Genomic DNA, 19,899 nt, shown 5'->3' with positions numbered 1-19,899 from the left:
GCCTTAGCGGCCAGCGCAACCAAAGGGATTTTATTCCTTTGGTGTTCCAATGAAATATTACTCGTCGTCATCTTTGCGGCTGAGGGAGATAAGGACCCCTTCGATCATCTCATCGATGTCTCCATCGAGAATATTGCTGATATTCGAGTAGGGGATTCCTGAACGGGTATCTTTGACTTGCTGATACGGAGCGAGGACGTAGGAGCGGATCTGGTGCCCCCATCCGTTTTCACTTTTTTCGATTCCGTCAACGGCTGCTTGTTTTTTCTCCATTTCGAGTTCGTACAGCCGAGATTTTAACATTTTGAAAGCGGTTGCTTTATTTTTATGTTGTGAACGGTCATTTTGACACTGTACAACGATCCCTGATGGGATATGGGTGATACGGATGGCTGATTCGGTTTTGTTGACGTGTTGTCCCCCGGCGCCCGATGCGCGGTAGGTATCGATACGGATATCGCGGTCCTCAATCTCGATATCGATGTCATCATCCAGTTCCGGAGAGACCATTACCGAGGTAAAACTGGTATGACGTTTGGCTGCCGAATCGTAAGGGCTGATACGGACAAGACGGTGAATCCCGTTTTCATTTTTAAGATAACCGTAGACATTGATCCCTTTGATTAAAATGGCGGCATCTTTAATCCCTGCCTCTTCTCCCGACTGGTAATCAAGCATTTCGACGGTAAAATCATGGCGCTCCGCCCAGCGGGTATACATGCGCAGGAGCATGGAAGCCCAGTCTTGGGATTCGGTACCGCCGGCACCCGGATGGATCGTGACAATCGCATTGTGCGAATCGTGTTCACCGCTGAGGAGCACTTCAATCTCCATCGACTTGACCTGATTTTCTAACGATCCGGCATCGGAAAAAAGAGATTCGATGGTTTCGTCATCCCCCTCCTCTTTAGCCATATCGTAAAGATCTTTGGCATCGCCGAGGCCATTATAGGTTTTGGAATATTTGGCGAGACGGCGCTCAAGCTGGGTTTTCTCTTTTTGTACCAGCCCGGCATTGGCGGCATCATTCCAAAACCCGTCGGAGTTTTCAAGAGCTTCGATCTCTTCCAAGCGGGTATTGATATCTTTCGGCCGGACGACATCCGTCACATTTTGCATTTTGGTCGTTAATGTTTTAAGTAATTCGGTATATTCGTAATGATCCATAATACGGGAATATCCTCTTTCGGTTATTTAGAATGGCTAGGGAGTCAGGCTCCGTCTGGCTGTGTTGATGGGTAAAGCGCTGAAACTTCGCTTTACCGTCACGGGAGACTTCCTGCATACAAGAAGTCTATACTATAATTGCGATTATATTCTATAGAGGCTAAAAAAATGATTATCGCACGTTCGGCACAAGAATTGCGTGAAGCACTCGGCACCCGAATCGGTAGTGTCGGTTTTGTCCCTACCATGGGGGCGCTGCACATTGGACATAAAACATTGATCGAACATGCACGTCGTGAGAATGAGACGGTCGTTGTCTCTATTTTCGTCAATCCGACCCAGTTTTTACCGGGAGAAGATCTGAGTAAATATCCGCGTCGGGAAGAGGCCGATTTTAAAATTTGCGAACTCAGCGGCGTGGATCTCCTTTTTTATCCCGATGTGGGAACCATGTACGGACGCGACGAGGTTCGGATTACGGCCCCCGATGTTCGGGGGTATATTCTGGAAGGCTCTTCCCGCCCCGGTCACTTTGACGGGGTCTTGACGGTGGTGATGAAGCTGCTGAACATGGTTCGTCCTACCCGTGCCTATTTCGGTAAAAAAGATGCCCAGCAGCTTGCACTGATCGCCCAGATGGTGGATAACCTATTTATGAATGTGGTGATTGTTCCGATTGATACGGTGCGCGAGAAGGATGGGCTTGCCCTCTCCAGCCGCAATATTTATCTAAGCCCGTCCGAGCGTCAGGAAGCGCTGAAACTTTCTGCATCGCTTAAAGCAGCGACCAAGATGGTGATGCAGGGGAGTGTGGACGCCGGTGTGATTCAAAACGCAATGATGAACATTCTTGATCCGCTGAATGTGGAGTACGTAGCGATTGTCAACCGCCGTTTCGAAGCGATGACACACGTGATCCTCGGGGATACCATCGTACTGGTCGCCGCCCGTGTCGGAACGACCCGCCTGATCGACAATGTGTGGATGTAAGATGAAACGCTGGGGAGTCTGGGCGGCGGCGTTAATCCTTTTTACGGGGTGTACACCGAAAATGGGGAAGGATATTCTGATCGAACCGCAAGGGGGGATCCGGTTGGAAAATACACGGGATGAAGTGATGCTGGGAGTATTGTGGCTACTGGGAGCCCCGGTGGAAAAAGAGGCGATCCGTTTGGGCGGTGATATCAAAGTGGTCAATCAATGGCACAGCGATATGAAGCTCATTTCGTTAAGCTATTCCCTCAATGACGGTTCGGAATCGATCGCCAGAGGGGAAGCGTGCACCGACGATCATACTTTCTGGGTCATTGCATCGGGAAAAGAGAAAATTATCCCCCTTTCGCTTAAAATCGATACGGAGCGTTTAAGCCTGAACCGGATCAACGGAGTGCTTCAGTCGAAGCGGAAACTCTTTTTGAAAGGGGAAGCGGTGATCGAAGTATGGGGGATTCAAAAGCACTATTTTTTTGAAAAAGAGGGGAGCAAAGAGATCCAGAAGGCTTTGAAAAAACTCTTATCGGTTTAAGGAGGCGATTGTTTAATGGTGAACCGGAGTCTCGTCTTTAGCTGCTGCGGCAGCGGCAACGGCGGCAGGATCGGGTTTGAGAAATTTCTCTTCGATCATCATGTCCACAATCCCTTTGAATACGGGAACGGCCGTAATCGATGCAAAATAGACGGTACGGGGGTTGATAACGGTGACCCCGATGGTGTAGCGGTGTTTGGTATCATTGGCGAAACCGATAAAAGAGGTATGATAGCTATTGACGTAGGCACCGTTTTTCGCAATGTGCGCCGTCCCCGTTTTTCCTCCCACCTCCAATCCCGGCGTTTTCGCGGACGTACCGGTCCCCTCTACGACGGTTTTAATCAGAATCCGTTTCATTTGTTGTGCCGTAGCCGGAGAGATGACCTGAATCGGGGGCTGCGTCTGCATCGGTATGATCCGTCCGTTATCATCGATCAGAGAATCAACTACCATCGGATTGACAATTTTTCCCCCGTTATTGAAAACATTGAATGCTTTGACCAGCTGCATGGCATTGGCACGCATGCCGTATCCGTACGAGGTGATCGCTTTGTAGAGATAATTGTTTAATTGTGCCGAAGAGGGGATGGAACCGCGTTTTTCATAGGGGAGATCGACCCCGCTAAAATGGGTAAATCCGAACTGCCGTAACCCTTCGGTAAATTGGGCACCGCTGAGTTTCTGGGCGAGTTGGGCGATTCCGATATTCGAAGAGTAGACGATCACATTTTCGGCACTGATCATATCGAATTTATGCTCATCCACAATCACTTTGCGCCCCATTTGATAGCGCCCTCCGTGTCCGTTGACCATATCATAAGGGTTGATGAGGTGACGTTCGAGCAGCAGTGCGAAAATGACCGGTTTGATAACCGATCCGGGTTCATAACTGTATTCGATCGCGTTGGCATTGAGCGAGGGGTAATCTTCGCGTCGGATATGGCTGGGGTCAAAACGGTTTGAGCTGGCCAGAGCGAGGATTTTGCCGCTTTTGGAATCCATGACGGTCGCAATGATTTCATCGGCTTGGAGCTTCTCTTTGATCCGGTCGGTGATCGCTTCGACACGTCCCTGAAGGGCAATGGGGATATTGAGCTTGACGGTGAGGCCGTTAATCTGCTGTTTGGTATCGCTTTGTTTGTTTAAAATCAGGTAACCGTTGACATCGCGCATCGCTTTTTGGGCTTTATTTTGCTGCGGATTGAGCTCTTCATCGAAAAATTTCTCCAGCCCTTTGATCCCATACACGCGGGTATATCCCTCTTCTTCGATTTTACGGGGGTATCCGAGGAAAGGGGACATCAGTTTTCCGTAGGGGTATTCCCGTGCTTCACCGCTTTCCAGGATAGTGAGCCCTTGCAAAATTCGATCACCGTTACGGTTTGTATATTCGATAAAAACCCCTAAACGGCGCAGTTCAAACGCTAAGGTTTTGAGATACATTGCCTCTTTCGGACTGATATGGTAGCTTAAGGTGACTGACCCTTTTCGGGTAAGGAGGCGCTGGCGTATATCGGCAGGATCAATACCGCTGTAGATACTGAAAAGCTGGACAAAAAGTTCCGTTTTATTGGAATCGATATTTCGGGTATTGACGACCGCTTTATAGAGTTTTTGGGTGGTTGCGATATGAAAACCATCACTGCTGATGATGGAGCCACGTTGTGCTTTTGATGTCTCTTCTGAAAAAATTGAGGGGATGTCCCGATCATGGATGGCGGTATAGAGCATCACTGCCAGAAAAATGGCGAATCCGAGAACCAAGACGAGAAATAGGGCTAATATTTTTTTGGATTTACTCGAATTTCTCATAGTTTTACTTTATTGTTATAAATTACCCGGAAATGGGGAAGGTAAAGAGGAGATGCAACCCTCTCTTTAATATAGGGTTACATTTGGGTTCGGGTGATCTCTTTGTATGCATTGAGTGCTTTGTTACGTACTTCGAGCATAAATTTCATACTGAGTTCGGCTTTGTCGATGGCAATCGCGGCTTGATGAAGATCTTTGACGCTTCCCGTCGCAATATCACTCATCGCCTGTTCCCCTTCGACTTGTATCTGATTCACATCGCTTAACGCATTTCTAAGCTCCTGTGCAAAGTCGGTACCGCTCCCGGTTGCTGCACCCCCGCTGCTTTTTGACTGAAGCAGATCGGCAGTTGAAAGTGATTTAATGGATTGTAAATTTGTCATAATTGTATTTCCTTACCTCTTAGCCTTGCAAAATACTGATTGCACTGTTGGCCATATTTTTAGCACTTTCGAAAGCGGCCACATTGGCCTGATAGGAACGAGTTGCTTCTACTAAATCGGCCATTTCGATGACAGGATTAATATTGGGATAAGCAACGTATCCGTTTGCGTCCGCATCGGGATGAGACGGATCGTATTTCATCTTCGGTGCCGTGTCGTCCCGGCTGATTTTATCGACAATAACGCTCATGATCGCCGGATTGGGTTTGAGCCCCGCCAGCCCTTCGTTGAGAGGATCGGAATATCCCAGTGCCGAGGTTTGACGCTCAAGGGATTGATTGTAAAGGGTATTGAAATCGATCGCTTTAAAGACAACCTCTTGACGGCGGTAAGGTCCCCCTTCGTCGGTTCGGGTCGTTTGGGCATTGGCAATATTCGAACTGATGGTGTTGACACGGACGCGCTGTGCCGATAATCCGTATCCGCTGATATCAAAACTGTTTAAAAATGACATACGGTATCCCTTACGATAGTTTGCCGGAAGCGTCGATCACACTTCGGTGAATAGCATCATCTTTTTTCAAGGCCGCAACAAGGGCATTGAACATAATCGAGTTTTTGGCCATTTCGCTGCTTTCGACATCCAAGTCGACGCTGTTGCCGTCGTTGCGCGCCATATGGCCGTCACGAAAAAAGGTGGTCGGTTTGGATTCCGACTCGCTGAGGGTTCCCAGATGGGCTTTGTCGGTACAACTCATCGGAAGGTTTTGAGATTGGTGACCGAAAATGGAAGCACTTTTTTGGGCAAGGACCTCTTCAAACCGGATATCTCTCGGGCGATAATACGGGGTATCGGCATTGGCAATATTACTGGCGATCATATCCTGACGGGCGGCACGGTAGTTCAACCCTGCTTCCATTAAACTATCCGCTCGTGATTCAATGGTACTCATAATCTGCCCCCTTTTTCCGTATATTTTCGATTCTTAAATGATAAGCAAGATTCATTCCAAAACCATTTAATCGAACTCTTTATCTAAAGAGCGATATACTTGCGCAAATTATACATTTAATAAGTCCAAAAATGCCTGATAAAAAATTGTTTCTTTTAACGACGGCCCTGATCACGATCGGTGTCATCTGCTCTTATACCCTTACGGCGTACACCGTGGTATTGTTTGAATACAACTCTTTTCACTTTGTGATCCGTGAATTGATCGTTGCGGTGCTCTCAATCTTTTTGATGTGGGGACTGGCACAGCTTGATCCCGATATCTGGCTTCATCGTCTTGGGTTGACCCTCTTTTTCGGCGGGATGATTCTGATGCTGGTTATGCCCTTTCTCCCCGCCTCTTTGGTCAGCGAAGTGGGAGGGGCAAAGCGGTGGATTAAGCTGGGGGGTTTTTCCCTCGCTCCGGTCGAGTATTTCAAAATCGGATTCGTCTACTTTCTGGCATGGAGTTTTTCCCGTAAACTCGGCCATCACGGTAATATGGGGGTGGTCGAAGAGTTTAAACGTTTTTTGCCGTATGCCGCGATTTTTATTCTGGTGATGTTTTTGATCGCCATTTTGCAAAACGACCTGGGGCAGGTCATCGTACTGGCACTGACTCTGGCCTTTATGCTCTTTTTTGCCGGGAGCAGTTTTCGATTTTTCATGACCCTCATCGGCGGTTCGGTCTCGTTTTTCCTTTTTTTCATCCTCACTTCCGAACACCGGATTAACCGTATTTTGTCATGGTGGGCCACGGCGCAAAGTACGATCCTCGCTTTTTTGCCTGAACCGATCGCGGAGCACCTGCGGATTGAAAACGGGGAAGAGGCGTATCAGATCGGCCACTCGCTCAATGCGATCCATAACGGCGGAATTTTCGGAACGGGACTCGGAGGGGGGACGTTTAAACTCGGGTTTTTGAGTGAAGTGCATACCGACTTTGTCCTGGCGGGGATTGCCGAGGAATTCGGATTTATCGGGGTTTTTACGGTCACCTTTCTTTTTATTATGATTCTCCACCGTTTGTTTAAAATCGCCAACCGTTCCCATAACGATACGGCGTATCTGTTCAGTCTTGGGGTAGGGCTTTTGATCACGTTTGCCTTTATGGTCAATGCCTACGGAATCAGCGGATTAACCCCGATCAAGGGGATATCGGTCCCTTTTCTGAGTTACGGAGGATCGGCGATGATGGCTTCGGCTATCGGGATCGGAATGGTGCTGATGCTTTCGAAAAAAATTGTCTACAAACCCGGAGACAAAAAATGAGAAAAACAGAGGTTCGTATCGGCAACGTCCGCTGAGAGCAGTAAACATCGGGGTATCGTAGAGGAGAGGTGTATGAATATAGTATTTACCGGAGGGGGGACGGGGGGGCACCTCGTTATCGCCCTCGCATTGGCCGAGGCGGCAAAAAAGCGGGGCGTCAACGTCATGTTTATCGGTTCGACGTCGGGACAGGATCGGCAGTGGTTCGGCGATGGCGCCGTGTTTGAAAAAGGGCACTTTTTGGAGACATCCGGTGTCGTGAATAAAAAAGGGTTCGGAAAACTCGGGGCGGTGTGGAAAATCTTTAAGGCCGTTCTTAAATCGCGGGAGATATTGCGTGATTTTTCTGCCGATGCGGTGGTGAGTGTCGGGGGATTTTCGGCGGCTCCTGCGGCGCTGGCCGCCGTTATGAGTAAAATTCCCCTCTATATCCATGAACAAAATGCGGTAACCGGAAAATTAAACACCCTTTTGCGTCCGTATGCAAAAGGATTTTTCAGCTCATATGAAGAGGGGGAACATCGGTGCGATTATCCCGTGAATGAGCGCTATTTTCACCATGCCTATATCCGCAGCGAGGTCAAAACAGTCATTTTTCTGGGGGGATCGCAGGGGGCGAAATTCATCAACGATCTGGCTTTGGAAATAGCCGTGTGGCTGAATGAGCGGGGGATACGGATCATCCATCAATGCGGGGCCAAAGAGGAGGAACGGGTTAAAACCGCGTACCGCCAGCTAGGGATCGGTGCCGACGTGTACGGATTTACCTCTCAAATCGCTTCGCTGATCGAGCAGAGCGATGTTGCGATCAGCCGTTCCGGGGCGAGTACGCTGTGGGAGCTTTGTGCTGCCCGGGTTCCCGCTTTTTTTATCCCCTATCCGTATGCCGCAGCCGATCATCAGTACCACAATGCCCGCTATATTGTCGAACATCAGGTGGGGTGGTGCGAACGTCAGGGCGAGGGGATTTCCGAGAAATTAAAAGAGGCTTTGTCGAGTGATATTTCACTCAAAAGTGAAAAACTAAGGGAGCTGATCTCCCCTAACGGCGCGGATTATATTATTACAAGGGTTGTTGAAGATGTTTCTTGAGTTGACACAGTATCTGGTCGATATCGTTCAGGGGTTAGGATATATGGGAATCGTACTGCTGATGGCGGTTGAGAGTTCGTTTATTCCGTTTCCGAGTGAAGTGGTGATGATACCGGCGGGGTATCTGGCGTCAAAAGGGGAGATGAACCTGCTGTTGGTGATTGTGAGCGGCTTGACCGGTTCGATGATCGGCGCGTACGTCAATTATTTCGGAGCGTTGTGGATCGGTCGCCGTTTTTTAGATAAATACGGCCGTTATTTTTTTATTTCACCGGAAACATTGGATAAAGTGGATGGGTTTTTTCTCCGTCACGGCGCCATTTCAACCTTTACCGGACGTTTGATCCCGGGGGTGCGCCAGCTGATTTCGATTCCGGCAGGGCTGGGACGGATGAATTTATCCCTTTTTAGCCTCTATACCGCTTTGGGTGCCGGAATCTGGGGTGCTGTTTTGGCACTGATCGGATATTTTATCGGCGATAACGAAGCCTTGATCGGAAAGTATCTGAAAGAGATAACGATGATCACGGCAGGTGTTGTCGCCGTGATCATCGCCCTTTATGTTTGGAGATCGAAATCTTCGATACACAAACTCTAAAGCGTCTGAAAGCCCTTTTCGCTATAATCACGCACTCATTTGTCACCAGCAAGGGGAATGAGAAGAGAATTTAGAGAAGGAATTTCGCATGAAAAACATGTCTACGGGCAAATACCGCCCTTATCCGCAAGTCGATTTGCCAAACCGTATTTGGCCTACCCGAACCATTACACACGCCCCTACTTGGTGCAGTGTCGATCTTCGTGACGGTAATCAGGCGTTGATCACGCCGATGAATCTGGACCAAAAACTCTCACTCTTCACCCTCTTGCTGAAACTCGGATTTAAAAATATAGAAGTGGGATTCCCTTCCGCATCAAAGGTGGAATTTGACTTTTTACGCACCCTCGTCGAGCAAAAGTTGATCCCCGATGACGTCACGGTTCAAGTCCTCGTTCAGGCGCGCGAACATCTGATCGACAAAACCTTCGAAGCGTTAGCGGGGGTGAAAAAAGCGATCGTCCATCTGTACAACTCCACCTCGGTCGCACAGCGTAAGATCGTCTTCGGAAAAGAGCAAGACGAGATTATCGCATTGGCGTTAGAGGGTGTTGATATGGTCAAAGCCCGTGCGGCCAAGCACGACGGCGAGATCATGCTTGAATACTCTCCTGAGAGTTTTACGGGGACGGAGTTGGAGTTTGCCGCCCGTATCTGTAATGCGGTAACGGATCGATGGGGAATCGGACCGGATCGTAAAGTGGTTATCAATCTTCCGGCAACGGTTGAAATGGCGACACCGAACGTTTATGCCGATCAGATCGAGTGGATGAGCCGTCATCTCACCAACCGTGAGCACGTATTGATCTCGACCCACACTCATAACGATCGCGGAACCTCCGTAGCGGCGACCGAATTGGCGTTGTTGGCGGGGGCGGATCGTGTCGAGGGGACGTTGCTCTCCAACGGTGAGCGGACCGGGAACGTCGATATCATTACCCTGGCGCTGAATATGTACACCCAAGGGGTCGATCCGGAGCTGGATTTCAGCGATTTGGAGACGGTCGTTCGCGTCGTCGAAGAGTGTACCGATATGAAAACCCATGAGCGTCATCCGTATGTGGGTGAACTCGTTTACACGGCGTTTTCAGGCTCACATCAAGACGCGATCAACAAAGGGTTGGCGTATCAGCGTGCCAAAGAGGATCCGTTTTGGGAAGTACCGTATCTCCCTATCGATCCGCAGGACGTGGGGCGCAATTACGAGGGGATTATCCGTATCAATTCCCAGTCGGGCAAAGGGGGCGTAGCGTACGTCCTCGAAGATAAATTCGGCTATTCATTGCCGAAGAAAATGCACCCTGAGATCGGGCGTATCGTTCAGCAGGTGACCGACGAAGCGGGCCGAGAGCTGACCAGCGAAGAAATTCTGGAAATTTTCGAGAAAACCTATTTCGGCGAGCCGCATGACATCGAATTCGTCGATTATTCGGTGATCTCTGAGAGTGCCAAAGAGCACTCCGCCAAATGTGTGTTGGAATACACCCATAACGGCAAAGTCATCCGAAGCGAAGGGCAGGGGAACGGTCCGATCGATGCGTGTAAAAATGCGTTGATGGTGGAATATTCGCACAACTTTAAAATCCTTTCCTACAGCGAGCATTCACGCGGAGAGCTTTCCAGCGCCGAAGCGGTCGCGTATATCGAGATTCAGACGGAGAGTTTGGAGAAATTTTTCGGGGTAGGGTGTGATAATGATATTACGGTTGCCTCGATCAAAGCGATGTTTAGTGCGCTTAATCGAGCGTTTTCGTAACTTCTTCCGTCATTCCCGCGAAAGCGGGAATCCAGCTTTTAAACAATAGCTACTGGAGCTTCTTCTACTTTTTTCAGAAGTGCATCTTCAAAAGTACCATATTCAGGTTTACTATTAACAAACCATACGCAAAAGCATTCATTACTTTCTTCAATCTCTTTGATAGTCATTTTAGGGCTACCTGATTTAAGTTCAACAACATCACCTTTTTTGAACATATATTTTTTCTCCTTTCATTAAAATTTAATTATTATAAGTTATTTTTAATTAATTTAGAATAGGTGTTATGTATTCAATCTTCACTCGATTGAATTTATTTCAAAATGCAATATAATTTCATCTACAGATAGTGCATCGTTACAATGACCTATAAAAAGGGAGTTGACGATGCCTGAAATTAGCCGATTTTATGGAATACGGGTGATGATGTTTTATGATGAACATAATCCACCTCATTTTCATGTAGAATACAATGAGTATAATGCGGTGATACGAATCGCCGATTTGGCGATTACCGAGGGGAAACTCCCACCTAAAGGGGCAGGATTGATCGTCGAATGGGCATTAGCACACAAAGATGAGCTGGCTAGAGATTGGGAATTGGCTCAAAACGATCAAAGACCGGAAAAAATCGAACCCTTGAAATAAGGAGTAGTAAAATGAAATATACCGTTGTCGATGCCCATTATTTGCACGATTACAAAATCGATATGACGTTTGAAGATGGTAAACACGGAATTGTTGATTTGAGCGAATACACAAAGCGCGGCGGAGTGTTTGCCAATTTCGGTCATATCGACTATTTTAAAAAATTTACGATTGATTATGGAACATTGGTATGGGATGGAGAAGTAGACATTGCCCCCGAACGGCTTTACGAAAAAGCCGTATAAAGCTCTAATTCCTCTTTAACTCCATCTTCGCTATAATCGCGTAATTTTATCTACACTAGTGAGTAACCTATGATGGATGTCCGTGAAGCCTTTTTGGCCTTTTTTGAATCAAAACAACATGAGCGTGTAGGGAGTTCTCCTCTTGTCCCGGACGATGCGACCCTCCTTTTTACCAATGCGGGGATGGTCCCGTTCAAGTCGATCTTTACCGGGGATATCCCCATCCCGGCGAATCCGAGAGCGACGAGTGCTCAGACTTGTTTGCGTGCCGGCGGTAAACATAACGATTTAGAAAATGTCGGCCATACGGCCCGCCACCACACGTTTTTCGAGATGTTGGGCAACTTTAGTTTCGGCGACTATTTCAAAGAAGAGGCGATTGCCTACGGATGGGAATTTATTACGCAAGTGATGAAACTTCCCGTCGAGAAACTCTGGGTGACGGTCCATGAGAGCGACGATGAGGCCGAAACAATCTGGAAAAAACACATTGCGGCGGATCGGATTGTCCGTCTCGGTGACAAAGACAATTTTTGGCAGATGGGAGATACCGGACCGTGCGGACCGTGTTCGGAAATCTTCATCGATCAGGGTGCGGAACATTTCAACGGGCCTGAAGATTACATGGGGGGCGACGGGGATCGTTTCTTGGAAATCTGGAACCTTGTTTTCATGCAGTATGAGCGTAATGCGAAGGGGGAACTTAAGCCGTTACCGAAACCGTCGATTGATACGGGGATGGGACTGGAACGGGCTACGGCAGTGTTAGAGGGGGCATTGAGCAACTACGATTCGTCCCTTTTTATGCCGATCATCCGTAAAGTCGAAGCCCTTATCGGCAAACCTTACACCTATGCCAGCGGCGCATCGTACCGCGTCATTGCCGACCATATCCGTACCGTCATGTTTCTCCTCTCTCAAGGGGTCAATTTCTCGAATGAGGGGCGCGGATATGTCCTTCGCCGGATTTTGCGCCGTGCGGTACGTCACGGATACCTCCTCGGATTTACCAAACCGTTTATGTTTGAAGTGGCCGATACGGTTGCGGAGCTGATGGGGAAAACCTATCCGTATCTGAACGAAAAACTGGCTGTGGTTAAAGAGCAGATTATGCTTGAAGAGGAGCGATTCTTTAAAACAATCGCATCGGGGATCGAACTGTTTAATGAAGAGCTGAACACGACGGATAAAGTATTCAGCGGTGAGGTAGCGTTCAAACTCTACGATACGTTTGGATTTCCCCTCGATTTGACCGAAGATATGCTTCGGGAGAAGAATCTCGGTCTGGACGTCGAAAAATTCGAGCAGCTGATGAGCCTCCAGCGCGAGCGTGCGAAAGCAGCGTGGAAAGGGTCCGGAGATACCGCCGTCGAGGGAGATTTCAAGACCCTTCTCGAAACCTTCGGCGTTAACACGTTTATCGGATACGGCTACACGACGGCACCGGTAAAAATTCAGGCATTGCTGGGTGAGAATTTTGAACGGGTCGATCAGCTTCACGCCCGTCATAAAGGGTGGGTCATGTTGGAACAGACTCCGTTTTATGCCGAGAGCGGTGGACAGAGTGGAGATATCGGGGTATTGGGGCATAAAGCAACCGTCACCGATACCAAAAAATTTCACGGCCTCAACCTCTCGCACGTCGAAACACGTGAGACGATCGCTGTCGGCGAGATGATCGAAGCGGTTGTGGATATTTCGCGTAACGAAATCGAGAAACACCACTCGGCGACCCATTTGCTGCACGCGGCATTGTATGAACTTCTCGGAGAACACATCTCTCAGGCCGGATCATTGGTGGAGCACAACCGTCTCCGTTTCGATTTCTCCCATCCCAAAGCTCTCTCGCACGAAGAGATCGCATCGGTCGAAGAGCGGGTCAATCACCATATTCTCCATGCCCTTGAGGGGAAAACGCGTGAGATGAGTATCGAGGAGGCCAAAAAGAGCGGCGCAAAAGCGCAGTTTGGCGAAAAATACGGAGATAGGGTCCGTGTCGTCGATTTCGGCGGAGCTTCGGTCGAATTTTGCGGCGGTACCCATGTCGCCAATACGGCGGTTATCGGGATGTTCATTATCACCAAAGAGAGCGGCGTGAGTGCCGGCGTACGCCGTATCGAAGCGGTGTGCGGCAATGCGGCTTACAATCTCTTTAAAGCAAACCGCCATTTGATCGAAGAGGTTGAAGTGTCGGTCAAAAACCGGGATATTCTTGCCGGAATCGATCGCCTGAAAGAGCAGGTTAAAACCCTTAAAACCGAAATGGCATCGCTGGCTTCAGCCTCTAAAGAGGAACTAAGTATAACGATGATGGGCAATACCGCCGTTGTGATCGCGCAGCTGGGTGCCGGGGATATCAAAGAGCGGATCGATGAGCTGAAAAACAGTCACGATTCCATTTGCGTCATGCTGTTCCAAATCAAGGACGATAAAGTCTTACTCGCCAGCGGTGTTAAAAATTCATCGCTCAAAGCAGGGGAGTGGGTCAAAGCGATCGCCCCGATCGTTGGCGGAGGCGGAGGCGGGCGCCCCGATTTTGCTCAAGCAGGGGGAAAAGATCCCTCGAAAATCGGTGAAGCGCAAGCTGCGGCATTGGCGTATGTGACCCAAGAACTTTCGTAAGAAAGATGGGCTTGACTTTAGAAGTAAACCCAGTGTTAACGTAGCCAAAGGGGCTTTGCCCTCTTGGCGTATGAAAAGGAATAGTATGAAAGATTTTCTCTATCAGTTGTTTGCCGAGCATCGGACCCTAATCGTATTTTTGCACGTGCTCAGTGCCGTCATCTGGGTCGGGGGGATGGTTGCGATCCGTTTTGCAACCCATCAGGCACTCGGTGAGATTACCGATCCGAAACTCCGTTTGGAGCGGGCGGCCCATACCCTGAAACGCCTTTTTACGATTGTCTGGCCGTTTGTGCTGGTTTTGATTACGACAGCGGTCATTATGGCGGTCGGTCTGGGATTTCGTGCTGCGGCACTTGATCCAAACGGAAACGTGATCGACGATTATGCGATGAGTCTTTACAATACGGTCCACATCAAAGAGGCGATTTGGTTGGTGATGGCGCTGAACCTTGCTGCGATGATGTTTCGCCGCCGCAAAGCCGAGATCGCTTTGGCGGAAGGGAACGTTGCCAAAGCCAAAGCGTTGCTGGGGGTGATCGCCCAATACATGGTGCCGGTGAATATCGTTTTGGGTGTTATTGCCATTTTTATCGGCGTTGTTCTGCGAAACGCATATTAAGACCATGCTACGACTGGCGTCTGCTTCTATCACCCGTGCCGAACTTCTTCGGAGTGCGGGTATCCCTTTTCTTCAGGAGTCGGTTGATTTCGATGAAGACTCCATTATCGCCGCAACGCCTAAAAATTTCGTCTATCAGGCAACCCTCGGCAAATACAAAGTGAATCTGGAACGTTTCGGATACAGTGATTATCCTCTCCTTGTCGCCGATACGGTGGTTACGGCAGGGGGGAAAATTTTGCGCAAAGCGAAAGACGAAGCCGATGCGAGAGCGATTCTGGAGATGCAGAGCGGTTCGGAAGTGGCGATCATCACCTGCATGATCTATAAAACTCCCCGGCTTGAACTTTTCGATATCGCATCGACCCACTATTTTTTCAATCCGTTCGATCCAGACGAGGTGGATCGCTATCTTCGAAGCGGCGAGTGGCGAGGGAAAGCGGGAGCCTGTATGGTGGAGGGGTTTTGCAAACCTTATATCCGGGAAGTACGGGGATTTGAGAGTACCGCAATGGGGCTGTGCGTAGAGGTTCTCAAGCCGTTTGTATCGGATGAAGCCGAGGAGAAGGGAGTTCTATGAAAGTAAAATCGTTTGTTTTGGCCGGATTGATATTGAGCGGGTGTGCAACGACACCGGTGACCAACCGATCGCAGTTTATGATGGTCTCTCCCCAAGAGGAGATGACGATGGGGGCCACCGAAGCGCAAAAAGTGGTGCAGACATCGAAGATCAGTACTGACCGTGTGCTGCAAGAACGGATCAAACGGATCGGGAAAAAGATTGCGGCCATCAGCGGCCGGGATGATTTTGCATGGGAGTTTACGGTCATTGACGATGCAACCCCCAATGCGTTTTGTCTGCCGGGGGGAAAAGTCTTTTTTTATACGGGGATTTTAAAAATTACCGAAAATGATGACCAGATCGCTGCAGTTATGGGGCATGAGATCGCCCACGCTCTGGCACGGCACGGTGCGGAGAGGATGTCGATGCAGATGGCCAGCAATCTGGGTGCACAAGTGTTGGCAACGGCGCTCAACATTCCGGCACAGTATCAGAATCTCTATTCTCAGGCCTACGGCATCACCTCTCAGGTGGGATTGATTCTCCCCTACAGCCGAAAATTCGAACATGAAGCCGATCAAATCGGAGTGTACCTGATGTGGAAAGCGGGATATGAGCCCCGGCAGGCGCTCCGGTTCTGGGAGAATATGGCCCGTCTCTCCGGCAGCGGGCAAAAACCTCCCGCATTTTTATCGACCCATCCGGCGGATAACGCGCGTATCCAGGAGATACGCAACTATATTCCGCACCTTCCCGCGCAACGATGAATTCTAACCCTTACGCCAAGGAGCTTCAAGCCCTCAAGCGCTCCGGACGCTACCGCGTCCGCCGTCTCCGAGACGATGCGCTGATTGATCTGGCGTCGAACGATTATCTGGGGTTGGCCCATCTGCCGGAACTTCACGCCAAAGCGTGCGAAACCCTCTCCTCCTATCCCGATCACGCTCCCAAAGCGTCGATGCTGGTCAACGGCTACCATCCGATCCATGCGGCATTTGAAGCGGCATTGTGCCGGGCAAACGGTTTTGAAGCGGCGATTGTCATGGGGAGCGGGTTTAATGCCAATATCGGCTTGATCGAATCGCTGGTCCGAAAAGGGGATCTGCTGCTGATGGACGCCGATTACCACGCCAGCGGTATCGCCGGGGCGCGGATGTGCGAGGGGGCGGTGGAATTTTTTCTCCATAACGATCCTACAGATCTCGAAAAGCGGTTAAAAGAGAATCGGGCAAAGCGGGTGATTGTTGCCGTAGAGGGGATCTATTCGATGGGGGGGGACCTGCTGCGCCGTGAAATTATCGAGCTGTGCGAACGCTACGGTGCTCTGCTGATTCTGGATGAGGCCCACAGCAGCGGCGTTATCGGGGAACATTTGATGGGGATTCTGGATCACTATGCGATTGGGCCGACTCCGCGCATGATCAAGATGGGGACATTGGGGAAAGCCTACGGAAGTTTCGGTGCGTACGTCCTCTCCAGCTCCCATATCAGCGAGTATCTGATCAATCGGGCTAAAAACGTCATTTACGCTACGGCCCCTTCGCTGTACGATACCGCACTGGCCCATCACGCGCTGGAGTACATTCAGACCCACACCCAATCATTGCGCGCGCAGATGGATAAACGCCGATCAATCGTCCGGAAGCTTCTGGGGATCGAGGTCGAAGGGTTGATTGTTCCGATCGTCATAGGGGACAATAACCGTGTGATGGAGCTGCAAAAACTCATCAACGAAGAGCTGGGAGTTTGGGTCGGAGCAATCCGACAGCCGACGGTGGAGAGGGCGATTATCCGGCTGATCGCGCGGCTGGGTGCCGATGAAGATGTTTTGCATCGTGTGTGTGAGCGTTTTAGTGCGATTAGGGTAAAATAGCGCGATGAATTGCATCCATATCGATCGGCTTAAAATTACCCATGCAGGGGGGATATTGTTGGATATCGCGTTTGATATTCACCGCTCTTTGGCCTTGGTCGGACAAAGCGGAAGCGGGAAATCGCTTACACTGAAAGCCCTTTTGGGATTATTGGACCGTTCGTTGGGATTGGAATTACAAAAACGGTCCGATTTTGAATGGATTCGGGGCACAAGTGTTGCCTTGGTTCCCCAAAACCCGTTTACGGCCCTTTCCCCGTTGACCAAGATAAAAGATCAGATGTTTTTTCCGCCGGAACGGAGCGGGGAGTTATTTGATCTGTTGGGGCTGGAGCGAGGGCTTTTGGAACGTTTTCCTCCGGAGCTTTCAGGGGGACAGGTACAACGGGTGGTCGTGGCGATGGCATTGGGTTCCGGCCCAAAGCTTCTTTTGCTGGATGAACCGACGACCGCACTTGATCCGGAGTCGAAAGAGACGATGATTGTGCTGTTGAAATCCCTACAGGAGAAGATGGGCTTTTCCATGTTGTTTGTCACCCACGACATGGGCGTCGCATCGGCATTGTGTGAGGATATATGTGTGATTTATGAGGGAAAGATCGTCGAAACGGGAAAAACATCGGCGGTAATATCGGAGCCGAAAGAGCGGTACACCTGCTCTTTGATTGAAGCAGATTTTGGGAATCGGGAGTTTAGAATTTAATGAAAAAATACGTATGGATAGCATTGGGGATAGTGATCCTCATCCCGGTTACCTTTTTCGGGTATCTGATCTACTCGTTTGAGTATGAAACCAAGAGACTGATCAATTATCAACCCCGTTTGACCACCGAGGTGTATGACCGTAATGGAGTGAAAATCGCCAACCTTTTCAGTGATGAACACCGTTATTACGTCTCATTCGAAAATATCCCTCCCCGTTTGGTGGAGGCGCTGGTAGCGATTGAAGATACGATGTTCTTCGAACATCACGGGGTCAATCCCGATGCGATCATGCGGGCAATTATCAAAGACGTCAGTGCCGGAAAACTCAAAGAGGGGGCGAGTACCATTACCCAGCAGTTGGTCAAAAATACGTTGCTGACCCGCGAAAAGAAATTTTCCCGTAAATTTAAAGAGCTTTTGTACTCCATCCGTATTGAGCAGGAGCTGACCAAAGAGCAGATTCTGGAGCGCTATTTTAATGAAATTTATCTGGGACACGGATACTACGGGATCAAAACGGCATCGGACGGCTATTTTCGTAAACCGCTCAAAGAGCTAAGTCTCAAAGAGATAGCAATGCTGGTGGGACTCCCTAAGGCTCCAAACTTTTACTCTCCGACAAAAAACTACGAATTGTGTCTGGGTCGGGCCAACCGTATTATCGGTCGTATGCTTGAGCTGGGATGGATTGATCAGGCGACGTATGACAAGGCGACGCAGGAACGGCCGAAGGTCTATAATGACACTTTGAGCAAAAATTCGGGTCCTTACATTATCGATGAGGTGATGCGTCAACTCGGGGATGCTTTCCCCGATATCCGCAGCGGAGGATACAAAGTGTATACGACGATCGATATGCGTTTGCAGGAAGCGGGATATAAAGCACTTCAGTCCGGACGTGACGAGATACTCAAACGGGCCCAGGAGGCAGGCGATCTGGATGAAAATATCCAACGCCAGCTCAACGGCGCATTGATCAGTCTTGATCCCGAAACGGGGGAGATTTTGGCGATGGTCGGAGGATACGATTACTCTTTGAGCCCGTATAACCGCGTCACGCAGGCCAAACGTCAGCCGGGTTCGGCGTTTAAACCGTTTATCTATCAGGTGGCACTGGACAGCGGAATGTCCCCCTCCTCGATGGTGCCCGACATCGCTCGTACCTATACCTATGCGGGTGAAGACGGCGAAGAGAAAACCTGGCAGCCGAAAAACTACAAAAACGAGTACAAAGGGATGGTGACAATCCGTGATGCGCTGACCCATTCGCGCAATCTGGCGACGATCAATATGGTCAGCGATATGGGTTTCGGGAAAATTACCGACGGATTGAGACGTTTCGGGATTGTTGAAAATCTCCCTCCGGATCTCTCTATCGCTTTGGGGACCATCTCCATTTCCCCCTTGGCATTGGCAAAATATTACACGATGTTTGCGGCAAAAGGGATTTTGGCCGATCCGATTTTGATCCGTAACGTCATTACCCCAAAAGGGGAGACACTGCGGTATGAGAACAAACGGCGTCAGGTCGATTCACCGGAACAGATCTATCTAATGACCTCGATTTTACAGGATGTCGTTCGTCGCGGTACGGGGACAAACGCTCGGGTAGCGGGGATGGATGTTGCCGGGAAAACGGGAACGACCAATAAAAATATCGATGCCTGGTTCGTCGGATACACTCCAACGGTTGAAACGGTGGTCTGGATGGGGCACGACAACAATACGCCGATGCGTCGAAGTGAGACGGGGGGACGTGCGGCGGCTCCGGTATTTAGATATTACAATGAAGATTTGTTGCGGATATACCCCAACACGAAACGATATTTTGACCGCCCTAACGGAGTTTATGAGATGACGACCAATTCGGAGACGAATACGAGTGAGACCTATACCGATACCTCTAAAGTACCCGACATTACAACCGAACCGGCTCCGACTACCAACGAACAGCTGGTGTTTTAAGTTATTTTTATTCTGAACGCCGATCGGAGCAAAGCCCCGATCGGCTACGCTGGCCGCT

The 19,899-nt window shown here is 49.5% G+C and carries 21 protein-coding genes; 15 read left to right on the top strand and 6 right to left on the bottom strand.

Features of this window, described 5'->3' with window-relative positions; all coding sequences use genetic code 11:
- Positions 1-57 precede the first annotated feature (57 nt).
- Positions 58-1,167, bottom strand: coding sequence for a peptide chain release factor 2 (gene prfB, locus M0P91_RS12545; RefSeq protein ID WP_295067986.1), 1,110 nt, complete (start codon positions 1,165-1,167; stop codon positions 58-60).
- Positions 1,168-1,335: 168 nt separating this feature from the next.
- On the opposite strand from prfB, the gene panC reads away from it, so the two are divergent.
- Both panC and M0P91_RS12535 read left to right on the top strand, forming a co-directional pair.
- Positions 1,336-2,157, top strand: a complete 822-nt coding sequence (gene panC, locus M0P91_RS12540; RefSeq protein WP_295067983.1) for a pantoate--beta-alanine ligase — start codon at positions 1,336-1,338, stop codon at positions 2,155-2,157.
- Between the two features lies 1 nt (position 2,158).
- On the top strand, positions 2,159-2,692 hold the full coding sequence (locus M0P91_RS12535; protein ID WP_295067980.1) for a hypothetical protein: 534 nt from the start codon (positions 2,159-2,161) through the stop codon (positions 2,690-2,692).
- A 12-nt stretch (positions 2,693-2,704) separates the two neighbouring features.
- Here the strand turns inward: M0P91_RS12535 and M0P91_RS12530 are convergent, their stop codons facing one another.
- The 4 genes from M0P91_RS12530 to flgB form a co-directional block, all read right to left on the bottom strand.
- A complete protein-coding gene (locus M0P91_RS12530) occupies positions 2,705-4,507 on the bottom strand; it encodes a penicillin-binding protein 2 (protein WP_295067977.1) in 1,803 nt (600 codons plus the stop codon).
- Between the two features lie 77 nt (positions 4,508-4,584).
- Entirely contained in the window at positions 4,585-4,890 is a 306-nt protein-coding gene (gene fliE / locus M0P91_RS12525) for a flagellar hook-basal body complex protein FliE (RefSeq protein WP_295067975.1), read from the bottom strand.
- Between the two features lie 19 nt (positions 4,891-4,909).
- Positions 4,910-5,404, bottom strand: a complete 495-nt coding sequence (gene flgC / locus M0P91_RS12520; RefSeq protein WP_295067972.1) for a flagellar basal body rod protein FlgC — start codon at positions 5,402-5,404, stop codon at positions 4,910-4,912.
- A gap of 10 nt (positions 5,405-5,414) precedes the next feature.
- Positions 5,415-5,843 carry a flagellar basal body rod protein FlgB gene (gene flgB / locus M0P91_RS12515; protein ID WP_295067969.1) on the bottom strand — a complete coding sequence of 143 codons (429 nt, stop codon included), beginning with the start codon at positions 5,841-5,843 and terminating at the stop codon, positions 5,415-5,417.
- Positions 5,844-5,974: 131 nt separating this feature from the next.
- Here flgB and M0P91_RS12510 point away from each other — a divergent pair, with 131 nt between their 5' ends.
- The 4 genes from M0P91_RS12510 (at position 5,975) to leuA (ending at position 10,599) form a co-directional block, all read left to right on the top strand.
- The gene (locus M0P91_RS12510; protein WP_295067966.1) at positions 5,975-7,153 is read left to right on the top strand and encodes an FtsW/RodA/SpoVE family cell cycle protein; all 1,179 of its coding nucleotides are present in this window, start codon (positions 5,975-5,977) and stop codon (positions 7,151-7,153) included.
- Between the two features lie 72 nt (positions 7,154-7,225).
- Positions 7,226-8,245: an undecaprenyldiphospho-muramoylpentapeptide beta-N-acetylglucosaminyltransferase gene (gene murG / locus M0P91_RS12505; RefSeq protein WP_295067963.1), complete on the top strand. Its 1,020-nt coding sequence runs from the start codon at positions 7,226-7,228 to the stop codon at positions 8,243-8,245.
- Entirely contained in the window at positions 8,235-8,843 is a 609-nt protein-coding gene (locus tag M0P91_RS12500; protein WP_295067961.1) for a DedA family protein, read from the top strand. The genes murG and M0P91_RS12500 overlap by 11 nt, the downstream gene beginning before the upstream one ends.
- 88 nt (positions 8,844-8,931) lie before the next feature.
- On the top strand, positions 8,932-10,599 hold the full coding sequence (leuA, locus tag M0P91_RS12495; protein WP_295067958.1) for a 2-isopropylmalate synthase: 1,668 nt from the start codon (positions 8,932-8,934) through the stop codon (positions 10,597-10,599).
- A 38-nt stretch (positions 10,600-10,637) separates the two neighbouring features.
- Here the strand turns inward: leuA and M0P91_RS12490 are convergent, their stop codons facing one another.
- A complete protein-coding gene (locus M0P91_RS12490; protein WP_295067956.1) occupies positions 10,638-10,817 on the bottom strand; it encodes a DUF2158 domain-containing protein in 180 nt (59 codons plus the stop codon).
- Between the two features lie 169 nt (positions 10,818-10,986).
- On the opposite strand from M0P91_RS12490, the gene M0P91_RS12485 reads away from it, so the two are divergent.
- From M0P91_RS12485 to M0P91_RS12445, 9 genes are all read left to right on the top strand, one after another.
- Positions 10,987-11,247 (top strand): DUF4160 domain-containing protein, encoded by a 261-nt coding sequence (locus tag M0P91_RS12485; protein WP_295067953.1) that lies wholly within the window; start codon positions 10,987-10,989, stop codon positions 11,245-11,247.
- A gap of 11 nt (positions 11,248-11,258) precedes the next feature.
- A complete protein-coding gene (locus M0P91_RS12480; protein ID WP_295067950.1) occupies positions 11,259-11,492 on the top strand; it encodes a DUF2442 domain-containing protein in 234 nt (77 codons plus the stop codon).
- A gap of 72 nt (positions 11,493-11,564) precedes the next feature.
- Complete coding sequence (gene alaS / locus M0P91_RS12475) at positions 11,565-14,114, top strand: alanine--tRNA ligase (RefSeq protein ID WP_295068037.1); 2,550 nt, start codon at positions 11,565-11,567, stop codon at positions 14,112-14,114.
- A gap of 85 nt (positions 14,115-14,199) precedes the next feature.
- Entirely contained in the window at positions 14,200-14,736 is a 537-nt protein-coding gene (locus M0P91_RS12470; protein ID WP_295067947.1) for a hypothetical protein, read from the top strand.
- Positions 14,737-14,740: 4 nt separating this feature from the next.
- Positions 14,741-15,316, top strand: a complete 576-nt coding sequence (gene maf, locus M0P91_RS12465; protein ID WP_295067945.1) for a septum formation inhibitor Maf — start codon at positions 14,741-14,743, stop codon at positions 15,314-15,316.
- Positions 15,313-16,065 carry a M48 family metallopeptidase gene (locus M0P91_RS12460; protein ID WP_295067942.1) on the top strand — a complete coding sequence of 251 codons (753 nt, stop codon included), beginning with the start codon at positions 15,313-15,315 and terminating at the stop codon, positions 16,063-16,065. The genes maf and M0P91_RS12460 overlap by 4 nt, the downstream gene beginning before the upstream one ends.
- Entirely contained in the window at positions 16,062-17,171 is a 1,110-nt protein-coding gene (locus M0P91_RS12455; RefSeq protein ID WP_295067940.1) for a pyridoxal phosphate-dependent aminotransferase family protein, read from the top strand. Before M0P91_RS12460 ends, M0P91_RS12455 begins: the two co-directional genes overlap by 4 nt.
- A gap of 4 nt (positions 17,172-17,175) precedes the next feature.
- Positions 17,176-17,874 carry an ATP-binding cassette domain-containing protein gene (locus M0P91_RS12450; RefSeq protein WP_295067937.1) on the top strand — a complete coding sequence of 233 codons (699 nt, stop codon included), beginning with the start codon at positions 17,176-17,178 and terminating at the stop codon, positions 17,872-17,874.
- A complete protein-coding gene (locus M0P91_RS12445) occupies positions 17,874-19,841 on the top strand; it encodes a penicillin-binding protein 1A (protein ID WP_295067934.1) in 1,968 nt (655 codons plus the stop codon). The genes M0P91_RS12450 and M0P91_RS12445 overlap by 1 nt, the downstream gene beginning before the upstream one ends.
- Positions 19,842-19,899 lie beyond the last annotated feature (58 nt).

Source organism: Sulfuricurvum sp., assembly GCF_023229695.1.
Lineage (GTDB): Bacteria > Campylobacterota > Campylobacteria > Campylobacterales > Sulfurimonadaceae > Sulfuricurvum.
Note: the sequence above shows the minus strand (reverse complement) of the source record. Positions and strands in the feature narration are given on the sequence as shown.